Source organism: Paenibacillus sp. D2_2 (genome assembly GCF_031199965.1).
Classification (GTDB): domain Bacteria; phylum Bacillota; class Bacilli; order Paenibacillales; family Paenibacillaceae; genus Fontibacillus.
The window spans coordinates 1,127,226-1,146,012 of the sequence record NZ_CP133605.1 but is presented as its reverse complement, the minus strand read 5'-3'; the positions used below and the strand labels follow the sequence as shown (position 1 = coordinate 1,146,012).

16 protein-coding genes and 1 pseudogene are annotated in these 18,787 nt (G+C 46.1%); 2 read left to right on the top strand and 15 right to left on the bottom strand.

Annotated elements, in window-relative coordinates:
• Window positions 1-13 precede the first annotated feature (13 nt).
• Entirely contained in the window at window positions 14-532 is a 519-nt protein-coding gene (locus RE628_RS05595; protein ID WP_309157805.1) for a hypothetical protein, read from the top strand.
• Window positions 499-1,629: an alpha-glucan family phosphorylase gene (glgP, locus tag RE628_RS05590; protein WP_309157804.1), complete on the top strand. Its 1,131-nt coding sequence runs from the start codon at window positions 499-501 to the stop codon at window positions 1,627-1,629. Before RE628_RS05595 ends, glgP begins: the two co-directional genes overlap by 34 nt.
• Window positions 1,630-1,751: 122 nt before the next feature.
• On the opposite strand, the gene RE628_RS05585 is transcribed toward glgP, so the two are convergent.
• The 15 genes and pseudogenes from RE628_RS05585 to RE628_RS05515 all read right to left on the bottom strand — a co-directional run bounded on the left by RE628_RS05585 (window position 1,752) and on the right by RE628_RS05515 (window position 18,786).
• Window positions 1,752-4,049 carry an S-layer homology domain-containing protein gene (locus RE628_RS05585; RefSeq protein WP_309157803.1) on the bottom strand — a complete coding sequence of 766 codons (2,298 nt, stop codon included), beginning with the start codon at window positions 4,047-4,049 and terminating at the stop codon, window positions 1,752-1,754.
• Between the two features lies 1 nt (window position 4,050).
• A complete protein-coding gene (locus tag RE628_RS05580; RefSeq protein ID WP_309157802.1) occupies window positions 4,051-6,684 on the bottom strand; it encodes a hypothetical protein in 2,634 nt (877 codons plus the stop codon).
• 71 nt (window positions 6,685-6,755) lie between these two features.
• On the bottom strand, window positions 6,756-8,033 hold the full coding sequence (locus RE628_RS05575) for an extracellular solute-binding protein (protein WP_309157801.1): 1,278 nt from the start codon (window positions 8,031-8,033) through the stop codon (window positions 6,756-6,758).
• Window positions 8,034-8,144: 111 nt separating this feature from the next.
• On the bottom strand, window positions 8,145-8,786 hold the full coding sequence (locus RE628_RS05570; protein WP_309157800.1) for a helix-turn-helix domain-containing protein: 642 nt from the start codon (window positions 8,784-8,786) through the stop codon (window positions 8,145-8,147).
• Window positions 8,726-9,568: a response regulator gene (locus tag RE628_RS05565; RefSeq protein WP_309157799.1), complete on the bottom strand. Its 843-nt coding sequence runs from the start codon at window positions 9,566-9,568 to the stop codon at window positions 8,726-8,728. Before RE628_RS05565 ends, RE628_RS05570 begins: the two co-directional genes overlap by 61 nt.
• Entirely contained in the window at window positions 9,529-9,735 is a 207-nt protein-coding gene (locus RE628_RS05560) for a response regulator (RefSeq protein ID WP_309157798.1), read from the bottom strand. Before RE628_RS05560 ends, RE628_RS05565 begins: the two co-directional genes overlap by 40 nt.
• The gene (locus RE628_RS05555) at window positions 9,732-10,601 is read right to left on the bottom strand and encodes a sensor histidine kinase (protein ID WP_309159381.1); all 870 of its coding nucleotides are present in this window, start codon (window positions 10,599-10,601) and stop codon (window positions 9,732-9,734) included. The genes RE628_RS05560 and RE628_RS05555 overlap by 4 nt, the downstream gene beginning before the upstream one ends.
• Window positions 10,602-10,735: 134 nt before the next feature.
• The gene (locus RE628_RS05550) at window positions 10,736-11,530 is read right to left on the bottom strand and encodes a cache domain-containing protein (protein WP_309157797.1); all 795 of its coding nucleotides are present in this window, start codon (window positions 11,528-11,530) and stop codon (window positions 10,736-10,738) included.
• 78 nt (window positions 11,531-11,608) lie between these two features.
• Window positions 11,609-12,259 (bottom strand): beta-phosphoglucomutase, encoded by a 651-nt coding sequence (pgmB, locus tag RE628_RS05545; protein ID WP_309159380.1) that lies wholly within the window; start codon window positions 12,257-12,259, stop codon window positions 11,609-11,611.
• Between the two features lie 22 nt (window positions 12,260-12,281).
• Entirely contained in the window at window positions 12,282-12,509 is a 228-nt protein-coding gene (locus tag RE628_RS05540; protein WP_309159379.1) for a glycosyl hydrolase family 65 domain-containing protein, read from the bottom strand.
• 120 nt (window positions 12,510-12,629) lie between these two features.
• Window positions 12,630-14,590: pseudogene (locus RE628_RS05535) on the bottom strand (glycoside hydrolase family 65 protein); the annotation flags it as partial.
• 193 nt (window positions 14,591-14,783) lie between these two features.
• Complete coding sequence (locus RE628_RS05530; RefSeq protein ID WP_309157795.1) at window positions 14,784-15,596, bottom strand: carbohydrate ABC transporter permease; 813 nt, start codon at window positions 15,594-15,596, stop codon at window positions 14,784-14,786.
• Window positions 15,597-15,598: 2 nt separating this feature from the next.
• Window positions 15,599-16,549 (bottom strand): carbohydrate ABC transporter permease, encoded by a 951-nt coding sequence (locus RE628_RS05525; RefSeq protein ID WP_309157794.1) that lies wholly within the window; start codon window positions 16,547-16,549, stop codon window positions 15,599-15,601.
• A gap of 612 nt (window positions 16,550-17,161) precedes the next feature.
• Window positions 17,162-18,067, bottom strand: a complete 906-nt coding sequence (locus RE628_RS05520) for an S-layer homology domain-containing protein (protein WP_309157793.1) — start codon at window positions 18,065-18,067, stop codon at window positions 17,162-17,164.
• Between the two features lie 47 nt (window positions 18,068-18,114).
• Window positions 18,115-18,786 (bottom strand): hypothetical protein, encoded by a 672-nt coding sequence (locus tag RE628_RS05515; protein WP_309157792.1) that lies wholly within the window; start codon window positions 18,784-18,786, stop codon window positions 18,115-18,117.
• Window position 18,787: the final 1 nt, after the last annotated feature.

Below are 18,787 nucleotides of genomic sequence, written 5' to 3'. Positions count from 1 at the left end.
GAGGCGATTGGCAATGACTCAACAGCACTTGCCGACTGTAGCATATTTCAGCATGGAGTTCGGACTCGAATCCAGCTTCAAAATATATGCGGGAGGTCTCGGAATTCTCGCCGGCGATTATATCAAGGGCGCCAGGGATATCGGTGCCCCGATCATAGGCATCGGTATCAAATGGAAGCAGGGATATACCGATCAGCGTATTGATCCCGATGGCAAGCCTTACGATACGTTTCATAACTACATGTATGAATTCCTCGAGGATACGGGAGTACAAGTATGCGTAAAGATCCGCAACATTGATGTTCACTGTAAAGTGTGGAGAACCGAGCATTTCGGCAACAACCCGCTATATTTACTTGATACTGATATTCCACAGAATAGTGACAGCTGGATTACTGGACAATTGTACGGCTGGTTCGGTGAGGAGCGGATCGCTCAGGAAATCGTGCTTGGTATCGGGGAGTCAAGGCGCTGCGGGCGCTACAAATCCCGGTCGATGTGTATCATTTCAATGAGGGACACGCGGCGTTAGCAGCAATCGAAATGATCCGTGAGAAAATGTGGGCAGGCCGTACCTTCGAAGAAGCTTGGCAGGCCACTCGGAACGAGGTCGTATTTACAACCCATACACCGATCAGAGAAGGTAATGAGACCCATCCGCTGGACCGGCTTGAATACATGTCCGCATTTAACGGTCTGACCCGTGAGCAAATGGAACGTATCGGTGGCAATCCGTTCAACATGACCGTTGCCGGATTACGGCTGTCGCGCATTTCTAACGGCGTCGCCAAGTTACACGGCATCACCGCCAATAAAATGTGGCAGGATGTATCCGACCGCTCGGGTATCGTCAGCATCACGAACGCCATTCACACACCAACCTGGGTCGATTCACGAATTACCGAGGCCTATGAGACCAATGGCGATCTATGGGGCGCGCATATGGAGATCAAGCGCGAGCTGATCCGCTTCATCGAGGAGCGTTCTGGCATAAAATTGAATGCCGATCACCTATTGATTGGATTCTCACGAAGAGCAGCTTCTTACAAGCGAAGCGACCTGATCTTCTCCAATCCGGAGCTGATCGCACCTTATCTCGAATCCGGTAAAATCCAGATCGTCTTCTCGGGCAAGGCCCATCCGCTCGATGACTCTGGCAAGAGGATCGTCAGCAATCTCGTCGCGATGATGAGAAAATATCCGGGAAGTGTCGTCTTCTTGGAGAATTACGATATGACGATCGGGGCGTGGTTGACCCGCGGCTCAGATATCTGGCTCAACAATCCACGCCGACCGCTGGAAGCGTGCGGAACATCGGGGATGAAGGCGGCGATGAACGGAGTCCTCAATTGTTCCATCCTTGACGGTTGGTGGCCGGAGGCCTGTCTTGACGGAGAGAACGGCTGGCAGATCGGCGATGGCTTCGAGACGGGCGATACCGCGGCACTTGATCGCCATGATAGCGCAGCACTATATGATACCTTGCTACAGCGAGTGCTGCCTATGTACTACGAGAATCGCTCGAAATGGGTGCAGATGATGCGAAAAAGCATCGAGACGACACGCGAGCAATTCGCAACCAAGCGGATGATTGAGGAATATTACAATAAAATGTATATCAAGGCTTAGAAGTGAAGATTAATGGAATCCAATCGGTTATTCAAAGGAAGAAGAAACTAAACGGCCTCAGTCCAATCGAACTCAGGACTAAGGCCGTTTAACTGACTTTTACTTTTGTACCGTCTACAATTTTATTCGGAAGCTAAATATTGCAACATCCGAAGAAGCAAGGTGACTGCTTCCGCTCTTGTCACGGTATCGTTCGGAGCAAACTTGTTATTACCTTTGCCTCTAACCAGACCTGCTTCATAAGCTGCTGCAGCATATTTCTGCCCCCATGCAGGGATTTGATCAGTATCAGCAAAAGGAAGGGATTCATTCGTAGTTGTCTTCAAATCAAGTACTCTTGCGACCATGGCTACAAATTCCATCCGGGTCACCTTGCTGTTAGGACGGAAGGTATTATCTTCATATCCGTTAACAAGTCCAGATTTAACCGCAATGGCAACATAGGACTTCGCCCATTCCTGAATGCTGGAGGTATCCTTAAATAAAAGAGCTGGTACATTTTCTTCAGGAATCTTCAATGCGCGTCCAAACATAACCACTAGCTCACTGCGACTTACCTCGGCGTTCGGACGGAAAGTTCCGTCTGTATAGCCATTGACAATTCCACGTTCTACTGCTGTAATAATAGCTTCGGTCGCCCAATGATCAGTGATGTCCTTGAACTTAGGCTTGCTGCTATTGTTCCCATTGTTACCGTTGCTTCCATTATTACCGTTATTGCTGTTGTTGCCGCTGTTTCCATTGTTACCACTGTTTCCATTGTTACCATTATTACCGTTATTGCCATTGTTACCGTTATTGCTGTTGCCCCCGCCATTTCCAGGGTTTCCTTGATCATCTGCCTTGATCACCATTAACAAGAAGCTCTTCTGTACCACTTTGCCGTCTTTGGTCAATGTAGCTGTCAGCGTAACTTGAGTGGTGCTTGATGGACGAATTACTTTACCTGTTTCCGAAATAATTTTCGGATTGCTGGAAGACCAGGTAATCACGCTACCACTCTGTCCTTGTTTCGGCAAGATTACATTTTGGGTGACGGATGCACTGGAATCGCCTGTAGCAAATCCAATTTCCAGGGCTTCTTTATCCAATTCAACATCCGGAGGTTTTGGCAGATCGCTTAGCGTGATTGTGACCGATTTCATGCTGAGCGGAACGGTGACGATTCCCTTGGAATTGTCGATTTCGCCCACGGAAGCCGCTAGAATGTTGTTGACCATGCTAGGCAATTGAATGCTAAAGACTGCATTGCTTGTGTCTGCCTGAGCTTTGGAGAGATCCGTTGTAAAAGTGAAATTAAGCTGGTTGTGTTTTCTTTCTACATCGTACCCGACTCTACCACCTTGGAATGCCGGATAGTTATGAACTTTAGCCACTACATTGTTATTATTATCCCCATCAGTAACCCACTCTTTCGGAATACCACGGCCTACGATAATTTCATATTTCTTATTCTGATCGTAAATACGCTCTGAGATCAAGGAATCGACCAATATTTTAGAATTAACGGACTGACCCCAGATATGCTGGGCTGAACCGCCGCCACCCGGAGTATTTTGAACACCAAGCTTCTCGTTGGTTGCTGCCCAAGGGCTTGATTCCTTAGGGTAATCAACACCCTCCCACCAACTGAATGGTCCACTCATGGAGTTCTCAAGCATGAACTCATAAGCTTTAATACCCATGTCTCTATACTGCTCTCCGCGAAGCGCAGCACTGCCATATCCGGCATTATAAGAACTGGAATAATAACCGTGAGGGTAACCGCCAAAGTTATACGGTGAATCGGTTACGCCCGCTGCGGTACGTCTTTCAATACCATAAGTATACGTATCGTCCAGCTTCTGCAGGTTGATATTGTCCTCAGGCTGGTTCGCCCCATACAAGTATCCATCCCATAGCCATCTTCCTCCCATGAACATGGAAGCCCAGTTAGCATCTTTAGGTTGCTTCATCCGGTTCTGATCATTGGTCTGTATCACAGAAGCCGGGATATAGTTCAGGCTATTGTCTGTAATTGTTTTTTGTAATCTAGCTGAGAACGCCGTCAATAGATCATCGTATTCTTGCTTAGCCCAATCCGCTTCCTCTAGATAACTTTGATCTCCTTCAACTTTATACAACTCGCGTGTAATATATTCATACGCAGCAAGACCTGTCAGTGCAGCATAGTTGTCAACCGTCCAATAGCCTGGGTCGTCGATCGCATACGTTTCCTTCATAATGCCGTCATCGCCTAAACGATCATCATGGATACTTCTTGCACTGTATTTGACTCTCTTATCGAACACGGTACCTTCCGTTCCATCATCTGCAGTCATGTGGTCTTTGAATATAGATGTGTCGCCCGTCTTGCTTAAATATACAGCATATGCCCAAGGAAGCTTCCAGTTGGCATCCCAATACAGGTTGCCGTCCACTTCACCTGGTCTCGATATTGATTCCCCCGGTTAATGGAACGCTTCTCAAATAATCCTTGGCATGAGTAAAATCTCCGCTTTGAATCAGTTGAATCAAAATCCCGATCGTATCGTGGGAATACAATCTCGCATACCCATTCTCCCCGACATGCAGATAGTTACCATCTTTAATGATCATCGTATAGATGTATCCTGCTTTAAAAGCATTCACCAGCTCTTTATTCGGCAAATCGATATTAACCACTTTCGACAGCCGATCGTCCCAGTACGATTTCATTGAGGTGTAATTCTGGTCAAAATCACCCTGGCTGGCTACTTGCTCTACCGTTAATGAAGTGAACGTGGTTTTGCCCTCATCAAAGTATTCATACTTATCCGCTTCAATAACATAGTCTCTGAGAATCGTCTCGCCAGGTTCAATCGTATACTTCTGATTTGCTGCTATATTGAGTGGAATCAAGTTTTTGGACACAACAGGCAGCAAACGTGTTTCATTCGAATGGTTCGTAACGGTCATTCTCGAATAGTCGATGACATAATCTTTGCCTTCTACTGTATGCTTGTTGCCGAACGATTCGATTTTGTAATCCATACTGTCCTTGGAATACTCGTGGATAAATACCGGTAAATAACCTTCGGCATTATACCATTTAACGTCGGTTGCGTCCGTGACACCAAAGGTCACCATCTGCTTTGGAGCGACAGGCCCATGCTTTTCCGGACGGGTACCGCCGATTTGGTACGATCCGTCAAGGAATGCGATAGTAGCATTCTTATCGCCTTCAAAGCCAAAAGCTGCTGTCATTTTCGGATGGGATTCATACGTATATTTCCCCTCCGGTTTCAATCCGTCCAAGGCATTCAACACTTTGGAATACGCTTTAATCCGGTCTTTATCTGACGCTGTATTTCCTAAGTTTTTTGCGTCCTGAATGGCTTGTTCCAAAGCATCTTTCGATTCGCTCATATATCCATTCAAGTTCACACTGCTGATGGCTCCAATGATGCCCGCTACCTTATCTAACCCTGAGCCCGGCTGTAGGCTTTCAAATGCGTTTTTCAACTTGTCTTTGGCCGAGTCAATGTCTTCCTGTTTTGCATCTAAATCACTCAAGCGTTCTTTAGCCTCTTTCAGGACGCTATCCAATTGAGACCATGTTGCTACGGTGAACAGCTTCCAATTATATTGCTCAATGTCATTTACCAGTTCTTGAAGAGGACTACGATCTACGTTACTCTTCCGAATAATCCGCATCAACCCTGTTCCAAGACTAGCTTCCGATTGGAAATTGCCCGATACTGATTTGCCATAAAACTCACTGTTCGATTCCGAGTTTGGCCGCATGATATACCAACGGTATTCTCCAGTGCCAAGAGTTTCTTGAGTTAATACGATTGCGTAACGCTTGCCTTCTTGAAGAGAGTAAGTCAATGGAACAGTTATAATTTCGTTGCTTATAACCTGATCCGCTCTCACCTTTTCTTTTACTAATTCCGATCCTGTCGGCAATCCTTGTTCATTTGTTTCGTACAGCCTCACAACCAGATCACTAACCGGCTCATGTTCTTTAACTACCTTTACTTGAACAAATTCCATTTCAAAGCTTTCTTTTGGGGTAAATGTTTGATATCTGTCCTGCTGGTCCCCTTTAGAACCAAACGTATATCCGCCAGATATATTCCCCATGAAGTCTATCTGAATATTTGTATCTTTCTTCTCTAGATTTTGTTGTGCTGTTGATAATTCAATGAGAGCGCTATCAACAATGCCTTGTGTTGCAAGATGTTGAGCAAGAACACTCTTAGCCTTGTCCCTAGCATCTGCAAAAGGCTTCCAGGTGGCATCTGTATACAGTCCCTGGGTTATATCCTTAATTTCATTGTATAAGTTCTGCAATTCAAGCCTGTCAGCTATGTCCTGACTGCTTACAGCCAAGCCGGAGAATGACATATTACCATAACCAGAAAATGTCTTCGTTTGCCTTGCCTCTATTGTCACCTTCTTGTTTGCTGGCACTTTGAATTGATATTTGAATACCTTGGCAGGCCCTCTTGCACTAATTGGCTGGGAATACTGAAGGTCTTTATCATAATAAATTTTGACATCCATCTCAGCCTCCCACATGCCAACGCCAAATATAATAGTTGAATCCTTTGGCTGTGGAGCGACCTCGGCATTCCAACCTACATTCTCATAAGATCCAGGATCACGGCTCTTCTCTGGATAAAACACGGTGAATCCGGTGTCATTTGCTGAAGCTTCATATCCCTTCATTCCGTTCGTCCAGGAATAAGACATGTAATTCGTATCACTACCCTTATTCAATTTCCCTTCGGTTCCCGTAGTGTTATCTCCATATACGTCGAAGGTAACCGATGATTGTCCCGCCTTTTTGATCTGAATGAAATTGCCTTCGCCTGCTTTCAGATGAAGCCAATCCACGTCCCCTACTTGGGTGAAATTCAGCGGGAATTCCCCGTTGACTTCCCCATGGATTTTGCTCTCCATAAATTGAAGATCGTCTGTTGCCTGAAGATCATCCGCTGCCAGAGCAGGGTATATCGGGCCGATCGTTGTGATCAGCAAGCACATGAGCAAAATCTTGGATATGCCCGTGGTAAGTGATTTCTTCATAATTCTTCTCCTCTCTTGCATTTTTTTAAAAAAGGCTGGACCTTGATGATCCAAAGTCCAGCCTTTTTAAATTAGTTCTCTCCGTACTTGCTTTGGAGATCGTTCAGCAACTGTTCAACAGTCAATCCATCTTTCTTAAAGATAATTTCCTCTACCCCTTTAAGAAGATCTGCATGGAACGCCTTGGTTTGCTCAGGATATGCAAATGGCATTCCCACTTTCTCCATGTTGTCGAATACAGGCTTCAGCTCAGGGTTCTTCTCCAGGTAATTAGGAAGCAAGGAAGATACTGCAGGAGAATATCCAACCGCCTCAATCGCGTTCAACTGTGCCTCGTCACGTAGTGCATATTTGATAACTTGCATAGCTTCTTCTTTATGCTTGCTGCCTGCCAGAACGGACAATCCGTGCGAATAAGCGCTTTGTGCTTCTACTGTGCCTTTAGGCATTGGCAGAGCGATCATTTGCATATTTGGATTCGCTTCTTTCAAGTGGCCTACATACCATGGGCCTGCCGTAGACATTGCACCTTTCTCCTGGCTAAATACTTCACCGTCCCAAGGAGCGCCTACCTCAATCGGAGCGATAGCCACGCCGTGTTTCAGGAACAGGTCAACAAAGAACTGAACGCCGGCAATGTTCTCTTTGGAGTTAATCGTCTTTCCAAAGCCCCAATCTCCGCCGAAAGCGTGTACATATTGGGTAATGTGGAATGGATCGATACTACCGATAATCCCTTTAACATCCTTCGTCGTCATAGCTTTGGCCAGTTCAACAACTTCATCCATCGTTTCCGGGAGCTTTGTGATTCCCGATTTCTCATACATTGCTTTGTTGATGGCGAGCATGGAAGTCGATGAATCATAAGGAATACCGTACAGCTTGTTATCATCCGTCCAGCCTTTATACAGCGATGATGTAATTCGCTCTTTATCAAATCCTACCGTAGTGATCAGCTCATCCAGCGGAGCCAGAACACCTTTTTTGATATATTCATAGTTACCTTCATCTGACATAGCAATGATATCCGGACCTACTCCGGCAGCAATCGCCGATGGAATCGCTTTCCAGAATTCATCGCTGGTCGGGTACATTTGCATTTTAACTTTTATGTTTGGATACTCTTTCTCTAGACCATTGATCATAAATTCAAAGTTCTTTTGTTCTGAAGCATTGGCCCAATAAGCCATCGTCACCTCAACGGTCTCTTTCTTCTCAACGTTTGTTTCTTTAGCGCCGTTTGAAGTGCTGTTCGTACCGCCATTAGTGGATGTGGATTTGGACCCACATGCTGCCGTCGTCAGCACTAGCATTAGGGCGCACAGTAACAGGAATGCCTTCTTTCTCATTTGTCACTACCCCTTTATTTTCAGTAGATTCACCTTGAGAGGTGTTACTCTCATCTTAGCTAGCACGGATAACGAGGCAAACAGAAGATATTTACATATCCCCGTGATTTTTTACTTTCCCATGTAGTTTTTTCGGTATTCATTCGGCGGAAGCCCGTACATCTTCTTGAAGCTGATATAGTAGTTGTCCGTGCTGTTAAAACCAACCTTCTCTGCAATTTCATACGTCTTCAGCTTTCCATCCTTCAGCAGCTCCAGAGACTTCTTCACTCGATAACGATTAATATAGGGAACTAACATAGAACCGGTTTGTTCTTTAAAAATTCTGCTGAGATAGCTGTTGTTCAATCCAACATAACTAGCCAATTCGTCAAGTGTCAAATCATGGTCATAATGCTGATGAATATAGTCGAGTACCCGCTTGATCTTGTAATTGGAGGCTGTGGCATCCTCCGCTTGACTTTGCGAGATTTGCTCCAGTTCCTCTATAAGCAGCTGGTGCAGCCGCTCAACCCGTTCTGCGGACATCAACTCCTGTACGCCGGCAGACTTTCCTCCTGTACTCTCTTCTTTCAGATGGGATTGAATTAAATAATACAAATTGACGCATAAGTCCAATATTTCATGACGCCCTGCCGGACGCCGCTCTTTGATCGTTGCGAATAACTCATGGATCATGGCCATCGCTTCCGCTATTTCCTTTTCCGTGATCGCCTTCCTGATCCGCTGCTCGTATGAGACCAGCATTGCCATAGATTTATCATCCCGGATACAAGCCGTTCATAGAATACAACATTGCTGCGGTCCTCAAAAAACAGCGTTTCTGCTGCCTCCTGCGCTTCATGATAAGCCTTAGGGATATCTAGGAGTCGGGAATGCAATCCGCTAATACTGAAGCTGACATGAACATTCAAAAATTTCTTCAACGTCTTTTCAATCTTGTGGACCAATCTCCAGCGTTCCTCCAGTATTTCATGCATACTTCTCACGCTAGAAAAGGATTGGAGAATTACGAGCTCCTTCGGACTCATCTGAAACAATTCCAACTCATCATACCGGCTTAATACCTCATGCAAAATATTCAGGATCGAGAATCCGAGCAAATGCTCCATTCCCCTTTTATACCGCTTCGTCACCTTTTCATAGTCATCGATATACATCACAATACAACATACATTAGGCTGCTTAAGCCCCAACTGATACAGCTCCGTCTTCTGGTCGATCTCCCATTTATGACGAATTACACCGATAACCAAATCACGTAAAAAGAGTGTTTTCAGATCGTTACGATTCTTCTCCTGCTGCACAGGAAGCTGATCCTCAACATGATGCCTGAGTTGTATCCTAACCCGGTCCAATGCTTCAAACACCGCAGCTCGTGTCAAATTAGGCTTATGAATGTAGTCGCAGGCTCCCAGTCTGAGCGCTTCCCTGGCATAGTCAAACTCGTTGTGACTGCTAAGAATAATTACTTTACAGGGAGCATTCCTCTGCTTCAGCTGCCGAAGCACGCCAAGTCCGTCGAGTACCGGCATCCGAATGTCGAGAAATACGACATGAGGTTGAAGTTCTTCGATCTTTTTAGAGCTTCTTCCCCATTAGCCGCTTCACCCACGAGATCGTAGCCTTCTTGCTTCCAGTCCAGAAATGTCTTGAAATTCACTCTGATAAAAGTCTCATCGTCTACAATCATGATTCTCATATCAATCCCTCTTTCCTTGGCTGAATGGATACAGGATCCTGCTCCATCGCTGGAATGCGAATGCACACCGATGTTCCTTCGCCTACCGTGCTTTCCATGGTTACCCCGTACTTTTCTCCATAATGCAGCTTCAGTCTTCGTGAAACGTTGCCAATGCCAATCGAGTTCATTGTTTCCTTGTCAGACCATTCCTGTTGCAGCAGCTGATGGAGCTGCTCTTGCCGGATTCCGATCCCGTTATCACGGATGATGAATTGAACATCATCGCCATCCGTTTTTCCTACACAAATGTACAATTTATAAGGGCGGTCATGGCTGACAAAAGCGTGAAAAACCGCATTTTCCACAAAAGGCTGGACCATAAATTTCAGCGTTCTATAGTGCATCACATCCGGCGCAACATCAATCTTACAGTCAAATACGCTATAATAACGAAGCTGCAGCAATTCGACATAGTTGCGGATAAACTCCATTTCCTCTTTAATGGAAACAAACTCCTGCGTACTTCGAGTAGAGAAAGACAAAACCTTGATCATATCATCAATCGCTTCCGTAATGTTGTCGGCCATTTGCGCCTGAGCCATCCATTTAATAACCGAAAGCGTGTTATAGATAAAATGGGGATTGATTTGATTCTGCAGGGCGTTCAGCTCGGCGCTCCGCTTCTTCTTCTCCTCCAGCTTGATTTGCTCGATCAGTTCTTTGATTTCCCCTGTCATCCTGTTAAAGGTACGGGATAAGTGACCGACTTCATCTAGGCTATCCTGTTGGGCAACTACATTAAAATTCCCCTTCTCCACCTTGCGCATCAACCAGTTGAGTCTTCGAATCGGATTCGAGATGCTTCCGGATACTAGAAATGCGATGAAAAATCCAATCGCTACGAGCAGAACGAACAGTAGTACTGTAAAATCACGGAGCTTATTGATCTCGGCAAACAGCTGATTGCGGTGAATGACACTGTAAAATTGCCACCCGGATACTTTAGATTCGTGGCGAACTATATAGTAGTCCTTACTATCCGGCTGAATTTGCGCAAGAGGCTGCGTGATATTTTCCCGATCATCCCCGGCGTCGTGCTGAAGATCACCGTTCCTTGCTCATCCACTATGAACTGATTGACATCCCGCTTGTTATCCAGTCCGCTAAACAATTTCTCCAGCTGATCCACGCGGAAATTAACAAGCAGTACACCCACCTTCTGATACGAGTCCGCATCTACCAGGACCCGACCTACGGACAGCACCTTTCTGGGCTTGGTATACATCTGCTTTTCCTCGTGCAGGCCGATCAATACCGGCTTCTCCATATTGTCAATAATCTGCTGGTACCACAGTTCATGTACTGGAGTGTACTTATAATTAAAGGTCGTGTTATACCCTCTACGGTAAATCAACGAACTGTTCTCTGGATAAATCAGGATCGAATCGATGCTTGGATTGAATGTCATTAAATTTTTGAAGACGTTGTCGCTGATATAGCGGAAATCCATGCTCTTCTCAAACGTCTCATAGGCGGATTTGGAATAATCCTTCGCTAAAATTGTCATCAGATTCTCATCATAAAATGGCTGCTCCGATGATTTGATCATACTGCCCACGAAAGCATCGGCAGTCGAAATCATTTGCAGGTTCGTCTCCTCAAACGACTTTACAATACGAGTCTCGAAGATGGACATGGCATATGTATAAAAAGAAATACTGATTAGCAAAAGTGGAACTATCATTAGCAGCGCATAGGTCATAAACATTTTCTGCCGGATGCTGCGATCTCGAAAACGCTTCCATTTCAGCATATTCCATCCCCCGTTGTGTTACATTAATGCAAAACCTGAACCGATTCACTCGATTCGGTTCAGGTTGATACTTATGCGTTATTGTCTAAAATGACGTTCTATTTCAGACAAGGAGAGTAGAGCTGTCTCTGAGACGAGATAATCTGCTTCGGCCAATGTCTGCTTATCGCCTACACCTATAGCAAACATCCCTGCTCCTTTGATCGCCCGGATTCCTGCCTCTGCATCCTCTACGCCGACACAGTATTTAGACACGATGCCCAGCGTTTCGGCAGCTTTGAGGAAAATATCTGGCGCCGGCTTCCCATGAGCGACAGAGGCCGGGTCGACAATCACATCAAAGTAAGAATCCACTTTCAATTGCCGTACCAGCGTACCAGCATTGCGGCTGGCGGAAGCAAGTCCAATGGCAATCCCCCGCTGTTTGAGTTCACGAAATAGATCAAGTATACCAGGTAGAATCTCCGTTTCGTCAACCGCTTCTATCAAACGCTGATAGTTTTTATTTTTTTCAGTGGCCCACTGTACCCTTTTCTCCATCGTAATTGAAGCGCCACCATCTGGCATTTGACTCAATATTTTCTCCAGGGAAGCCATTCGGTCGATCCCTTTAAGCTGTTCATTGAACGCCCGGTCAAACGGAAGACCCAGCTCATCCGCTAGCAGCTTCCAGGCCTCATAGTGATATTTCGCTGTGTCCGTAATGACCCCGTCCAGATCAAAGATCATAGCCTCAATCTCTCTTCTAGAATCACTCAACAGGGATGCCCTCCTTCAAATCGATGATAAGATGATCCGTCAGCGAGCATGGACGTCCATGAATAACGATGTTCATATCCTGCAACTTGCTTCCCGCGCTTGCTTCTGCTTCGGAAGGTACGCGTTCCACCTCAAGCTTATCGCGAGATACCGTCACCTGCAGCCGTGCGCCCTGCCAGTGCAGAGGGAAGGACAGCCGATCCCAGGTACTTGGCAGCATTGGATTCAGCCGAAGCGTTCCTTCCCAGGAGCGAACGCCGCCAAAGCCCATAATAGCAGCCTTCCAGATTCCTCCGATCGAAGCGGAGTGAATCCCTTCATCACAGCTGTGCATGTTGGTACCCAGATCAATTCGCGCTGCCTTAGCAAACATTTCGTAAGCCAGGTCCAGATCATGGACATCACAAGCCAGCAAACTGTGCGTAGACAGGCTGAGTGATGAGTCATGCAGCGTTTTCGGCTCATAATAGTGCCAGTTCGCTGCCTTGACCTCCTTGGAGAACCAGTCCTCCAGCAAGTAGAACAGAACAAGAATATCTGCCTGCTTGGAAACCTGGATGTCGCTGAGCTGAGTCATACTGTAATCAGCAAGAATCGAAGCTACTTGCTCCTGATTTCTATATTCCGCCAAATCTATGACCTCGAGCTGCAAATAGGTGTCATCCTGGGGAATCAGGAGCGAATGCGAATCCGGCTGCGGCAAATAAATGAGCTGAGCCTTTTCTTCCCATTCCTTCAAGCGCTCGGTCATAGATAGTTTTCTCTCCAGACGCGTATATACCTCATTTTGCGCTTGCATCAGATTATGGGCACATTCGATCGCCTTCTTAATATTCCAATATGCCATGTAGTTGGTATACGCATTATTGCTTACATGCTCTTTATATTCATCCGGTCCGATTACATCCGTGATATGGTACTGCTGCTTCTCTTCATTCCACTCCAATCGGCTGGCCCAGAAGGTAGCAGTCTCCATTATGATTTCATAACCGCAGCTGTCCATGTAATCCTAATCGCCGGTCGCCTGGTAATAGTGCCAAGCGCCGTAAGCGACGTCTGCGGTGATATGCTGCTCTATTTTTCCCGTCCAAATATAGGTCGGTGTGCCAGTCACTACATCAACGGGTCCCCATTCCGGTGTTTCCTCTTCACCTGTGACAGCCGATTCCCAAGGAAACATTGCACCGCGGTACCTACGGTCAAGCGCATTTTTTCTGGCACCTTTCAAGGTATGGTAGCGATATTCCGTCAGCTTGCGTGCCGTTTCTGGCTCGGTATACAGGAAATAAGGCAGAATGAAAATTTCTGTATCCCAGAATACATGCCCTTTATACCCTTCACCTGTCAGTCCCTTGGCCCCGATCGAGAAGCGGCTGTCATGAGCGGGTGTCATCATTGTGAGATGGTACTGAGCAAAGCGGATGGACAACTGATCAAAAGGATCTATGCTGCTGATTTCAATGTTGATCTGCTTCCAGCGCTGCTGCCATGCCTGTTCATGCTCATTATACACCTGATCAAACCCTTTGTTAGCAGCTGCAAGCAGGTGTTCTCTGGCGAACTCCATCAATGAGTGACTACCGGATGATTGTTCCTGCCAGTCCAAATCGATGCTTGTGTGTACCGAAGCGATTTTATCGAACCTGATCGTCTCACCGACCTTAGCATCGGTCCGATACGTCAGCATAACCTTTCGACGTTCCATACTTGGTACCGGAGCCGTCTGAAGGCGGCTTTCACCCCTGTACAGCTGGTGTGAAATAGTATGTACAAACTCAATGTTCGACTGCGAGGTAGTGGCTGTCAACTGGAGCAGCTCCTTGTCGAATACCCGCCGGTCTCCCCAAGAAAATGCTGCACGCCCGAGTTCGTCATTTGCCCGTTGATGCCGGAACGAATGGCAATGTCTGCAGGGTGTGTGAGCGGCGTAATTTCTACTCTTATGCCCAGCAAGTGCAGATTTTGCAGCGACACAAAGCGTCTGAATCGCAGCTTGAACCGAGCGCCCTGCTCATCCTCCCAGACGATGTCACGCCGCAGCTCGCCTTGCCGCAGATCCAGCTCCCGGCGGTAGCTGTGAATCATTCCCTTTTCCAAATGAAAAGGGATCCCGTTTATCCGAATATCAAGCTGGAGCATATCCGCGGCATTCGGCAGCTCGGTTACCTCCTGATTTGCAAAACGGTTGAAGGTTCCCGCGATAAACAAATTACGCCGTTCTCCGGCATAGCATTCTTCCGTTGTGGCCCGGAGTCCCAAATAACCGTTCCCCTGACTGAAAATCGTCTCAAACTTAGCCAAATGTTTGGCATAAAAAGCAGTCTCCGAAATGATCCATCCGTCATGTTGCGTGTCTTGCGCTTTATATTCGATCAAAGTTCTTCCTCCGTTCTATAACTAGCTTCATCCAACTCAAGCGTCTTGAAAAAACGCACATCGGAAGCATAAGCTTCGGTGCTGAAAACCGGATTTTTGAACTCGCACTTAAAATGAATTATCCTTTCAAGCCTGTTGTAGCGATCCCTTGCTCCATTTGACGTTGGAAAATCAAAAATACGATAATGATCGGTACGGTCAACAGGACAACACCTGTCATGGTCAGGTTCGGCCATTCAAAATAACGGTTCTTCAGCGTATTCAGACCGACCGTCATCACATACCAGCGGCTGTCATTCACAAGTGTCACCGGCCATACGAAGGAGTTCCAAGTCCCGGTAAAGCTGAAAATAATCTGGGTTCCAATCGCTCCCTTAGATAAGGGCAACATGATCCGGTAGAAAATGCTAATCTTGTTCAATCCGTCGACCTCCGCCGCTTCTTCCAGCTCTTTTGGAATCGTCAGGAAGAACTGCCGCATTAGAAAGACGAGGAATCCCTGGAACAGGAACGGAATAATCAAGCCTTTATAGCTGTTCAACCAATGCAAGTCTACGATCATCGAGAAAATAGGAATAATCATAACCTGGTAAGGCACCATCATCATCCCAATAATCAAGAAGAACACCACGCCTCTACCCCGGTAGTTCAGCCGGGCTAAGGAATATGCAGCCATCGTGTTCACAATCAAGTTCCCGATCAAGATACCAAACGTTACGATAATGGAATTCTTATACCAGATCAGCAAATCCGAATTGAAGAAAATGTCCTTGTAGTTCTCAAGTGTCCAGCTGGTCGGCATAACCAATTTGCCGATATCGGCTTTGGACAAGAGCGACGTATAGATCGCATAGCCGAACGGTACGATGAAAAATACCGAAAAAACGATCAGCAGCAAGTAACGGAAAAACTGACTCTTTCTACTATCCATGATTAGATCTCCTCCCGAACAAATCGTTTTTGCAGCATGGACAGTGTAATGATAATGGCAAAGATGATAAATGCGGCCGCACTACCATAACCGGCACGGTTATAGCTGAACGCCTGGCTATAGAAGTAAGTAACTATGGTACTGGTTGCGCCAGCAGGACTGCCCAGTGATCCATTTCTCGCCAAGGCATACGGCTGGTCGAACAGCTGCATGACATTGATGATCCCGGACATGATGACCAGGAAGGTTACAGGCTTCAGCATCGGTACGGTAAGCTTCCAGAATTGCTGCCAGCCGTTGGCGCCATCGACACGGCCTGCTTCATATAGATCGCTCGGAATGGTTTGGAGGCCACCGAGATATACCACCATATAAAAACCTACATAGGTCCAAATCGTTAAAATCATAAGGAACGGCAAAGCTAATTTCACGTCTGCATACCATGAAACATCTCGAAATCCGAGCCAGGTCAATGCTTTGGTTGCAATCCCGCTATGCTGCATGAACAAATACATAAATACGGTCGTTACGGCAATCGTCGAAGTTATGTAAGGCATGTAGTACAACGTACGGAATACACCCTTCATCCGTCGTACCTTGTTCAAGTTAACCGCAATCACGAGCGCGATGAGCGCTTGTAGCGGCACAGCTACCACTGTCAGGAGCGCAGAATGGCTTAGAGCTGTCCAGAAATCTTTATCCTTGACAATCTCGACATAGTTGTCGATTCCAATAAATTTAGCCGCATCCGGGTTTAGAAAGCTGATGTCCTGGAAGCTGTAAATAAACGATTGCAGCAAAGGATAATAAAACCAGATTCCCATGAGAATCAAGATTGGGGCTACAAACAGGTAGCCTACAAACGTCGATGAGCTACCTAAACTGCTCAGTCTTGAACGTAAGCTCCGTTTCGGCTGATTCATGGGACGGCTCGTTTCTAATTTCGGCGTCATGTTGTTACTCCTTCCGCTTTACGAACCCTTAGTTCGTAAGATATTCTGACTTTCGGATCCTCGCTTTGGAGAAGCCGAAGACTATATCTTTATCATAGAAAGAACGTAACTAGCCTGAAACAGAGAATATTTACAAGACTACGAGGATTTTTACATTTCCTTTTTATTTCGGTTGCGAAATTATAAATCATAAGCCGGAATACAGTGTGGGAATCGGTGCCGAGAACCATTATTGCTGACACTGGATACAGCGGAGAAGAAAGCCACGCGTATCTGGAAAAGGAAGAGATCGAGGCGCTAATGCATCATTTCAAAAAAATTATTAAATACACTTATTCTCTGACATGTCTCTTTTAAAAGATGATATATTTGCAGATATCAGACTGTTGAAATACGTTGTTTATCCAGCTACTTTCAAGTAATAAAACCGGTGATTCGAAAGAAATACGGAGAAAACGGGTATGCGCGAAAATATCGAAAACTGCACTATAAGGAAACCTCTATCGAGGCTAATTCATGGATGAGGGACGCGGTTCAAATGTTGGTTAAAAAGGCCGCCCCAAGCTACAGGGAACTGTAGCCAGGGCAGCCTTCTGCCTTGTAACAATCAGATTATAAATTATAAATTCGGTAAATCAGTACAGCTGTCTCTGCACGAGTTGCGTGGCTGTGCGGATGAATCATGTTGCCGCTGCCTTGAATCAAGCCTTGCGATATTAAGCCCGCAACGCTGCTCACGGCATAATCAGCCACTTTCCCTGCATCTTGATATCCGGCAAGGTCTTGTTTTGTTCCTTGGATCTCCTTCTTCCCGGACACCTCTAATGCTCGAGCTACCATTACCATCATATCCTGTCTTGTAATCTTCGCTTTCGGTTCAAACCGATCGCCGCCGATTCCGGTAACGATGCCTAATTTCTTGGCAATGCCTACGGCTTCATAGTAATAATCGTTTGTCTTAACATCCGCAAAGTTATCTTTTACGTCAGCCTGTAAATCCAAAGCTCTGACGAGCATCAGAATGAAATCCGCTCTTGTCACTTGATTGGCTGGGCTGAATGTTGTCGCTGATGTTCCTTTTACGATTCCTTTCGCAGCCAGTTCCTTAACCGCTTGCTGCGCCCATGGATATTTACCGAGATCCTCAAACCGTGAATTCGAGCCTGTTCCCGTATATATGACCGCGTAAATTCCTGTATGGCCCGTCTGGAATTGCACGAATTGATCGGCTTTGACATAAGCAGCCTGCGGCACCGCTTTCGCTTTGCCTTGTTCACTTAAATCAAGTACGCCGATTCGCGCCGTCTCTTCAGTGACGGTAGGTAAGTAAGGAATCATTACGGTAACAGGAGTGAGTTCATTCACCCAACGGATCGCTTTTCCATCGACCTCAGCCAGCAATTCAATGACCGGCCTAGAACCGATTTGTTCTATTACCTTTTTATCTACGCCATCGGCCTTTGCTTCACCGATAATGAAACGGATATTCTTCCCTTTAATCCCCGTTTCGTGCAGCATATGTCCCGACAGGATTACCGTTCCCTTAGGTGTTCTGACTTCAATGATCAATTCTGAATGATCGGATAGGTACGATAGAGGAAGATCAAGGGCATATTTCTTCGCTCCTTTTGTTCTTTAGGCTCAATAATCACTCTCTTCTTGCCCTCTTGATCTGCTTTCGCCTTAGCTACCCCTTTTTGCAAGTCCTGCTCGCTAATTACTCCAACTGCAGTTACTCCGTCTTGATCGAGCTTCGTCTCGATCATCGCTTTGACGGAACCGTCCGCTTGTAATTGAAGCATGTCGTGACTAGCTGGCGGATTCGAGTTGACGCTGCTTCCTCCACCGCCACCTCCGCCATCGCCTCCGCTAGTGCTACCATCTTTGTATTCAAAGGTTACCTTCTCAGGCTCAATCAGATTCTCCGCCCCAACATATACTGTATATGTTCCTCTCTGTGAGCTTGAAAGCGTAAAGGCAAAGCTGAATTTCCCATCCTCTGCGCTCTTTATTTGATCCACGTAATCAATTTCGCCTTTAGGATCAACCACTTTCAGTGTCACATTGACAGCCGAAATACCCATAACTGCCCCTTCAACCGTCACCTTTTTCGTTGTTTTGTCAAACATCGCCTTGAGTCCTTTGACCGCTGTCGCTTCCTCGGCTCCTGCGCTTAACGGCAACATAAGGAATAAGGCGGTCAACATCGCTATCATAAACACGCTACGTTTATTCATG

Bases quoted from the DNA above. Each gene is read 5' to 3' on its own strand.
- RE628_RS05565 (WP_309157799.1), bottom strand. From the start codon at position 9,568: ATGCCGGTACTCGACGGACTTGGCGTGCTTCGGCAGCTGAAGCAGAGG.
- RE628_RS05530 (WP_309157795.1), bottom strand. From the start codon at position 15,596: ATGGATAGTAGAAAGAGTCAGTTTTTCCGTTACTTGCTGCTGATCGTT.
- RE628_RS05560 (WP_309157798.1), bottom strand. From the start codon at position 9,735: ATGAGAATCATGATTGTAGACGATGAGACTTTTATCAGAGTGAATTTC.
- pgmB (WP_309159380.1), bottom strand. From the start codon at position 12,259: ATGATCTTTGATCTGGACGGGGTCATTACGGACACAGCGAAATATCAC.
- RE628_RS05580 (WP_309157802.1), bottom strand. From the start codon at position 6,684: ATGAAGAAATCACTTACCACGGGCATATCCAAGATTTTGCTCATGTGC.
- RE628_RS05525 (WP_309157794.1), bottom strand. From the start codon at position 16,549: ATGACGCCGAAATTAGAAACGAGCCGTCCCATGAATCAGCCGAAACGG.
- RE628_RS05550 (WP_309157797.1), bottom strand. From the start codon at position 11,530: ATGCTGAAATGGAAGCGTTTTCGAGATCGCAGCATCCGGCAGAAAATG.
- RE628_RS05595 (WP_309157805.1), top strand. From the start codon at position 14: ATGACTCAACAGCACTTGCCGACTGTAGCATATTTCAGCATGGAGTTC.
- RE628_RS05515 (WP_309157792.1), bottom strand. From the start codon at position 18,786: ATGAATAAACGTAGCGTGTTTATGATAGCGATGTTGACCGCCTTATTC.
- RE628_RS05575 (WP_309157801.1), bottom strand. From the start codon at position 8,033: ATGAGAAAGAAGGCATTCCTGTTACTGTGCGCCCTAATGCTAGTGCTG.
- RE628_RS05570 (WP_309157800.1), bottom strand. From the start codon at position 8,786: ATGGCAATGCTGGTCTCATACGAGCAGCGGATCAGGAAGGCGATCACG.
- RE628_RS05540 (WP_309159379.1), bottom strand. From the start codon at position 12,509: ATGCTGCCAAGTACCTGGGATCGGCTGTCCTTCCCTCTGCACTGGCAG.
- RE628_RS05520 (WP_309157793.1), bottom strand. From the start codon at position 18,067: ATGCTGCACGAAACGGGGATTAAAGGGAAGAATATCCGTTTCATTATC.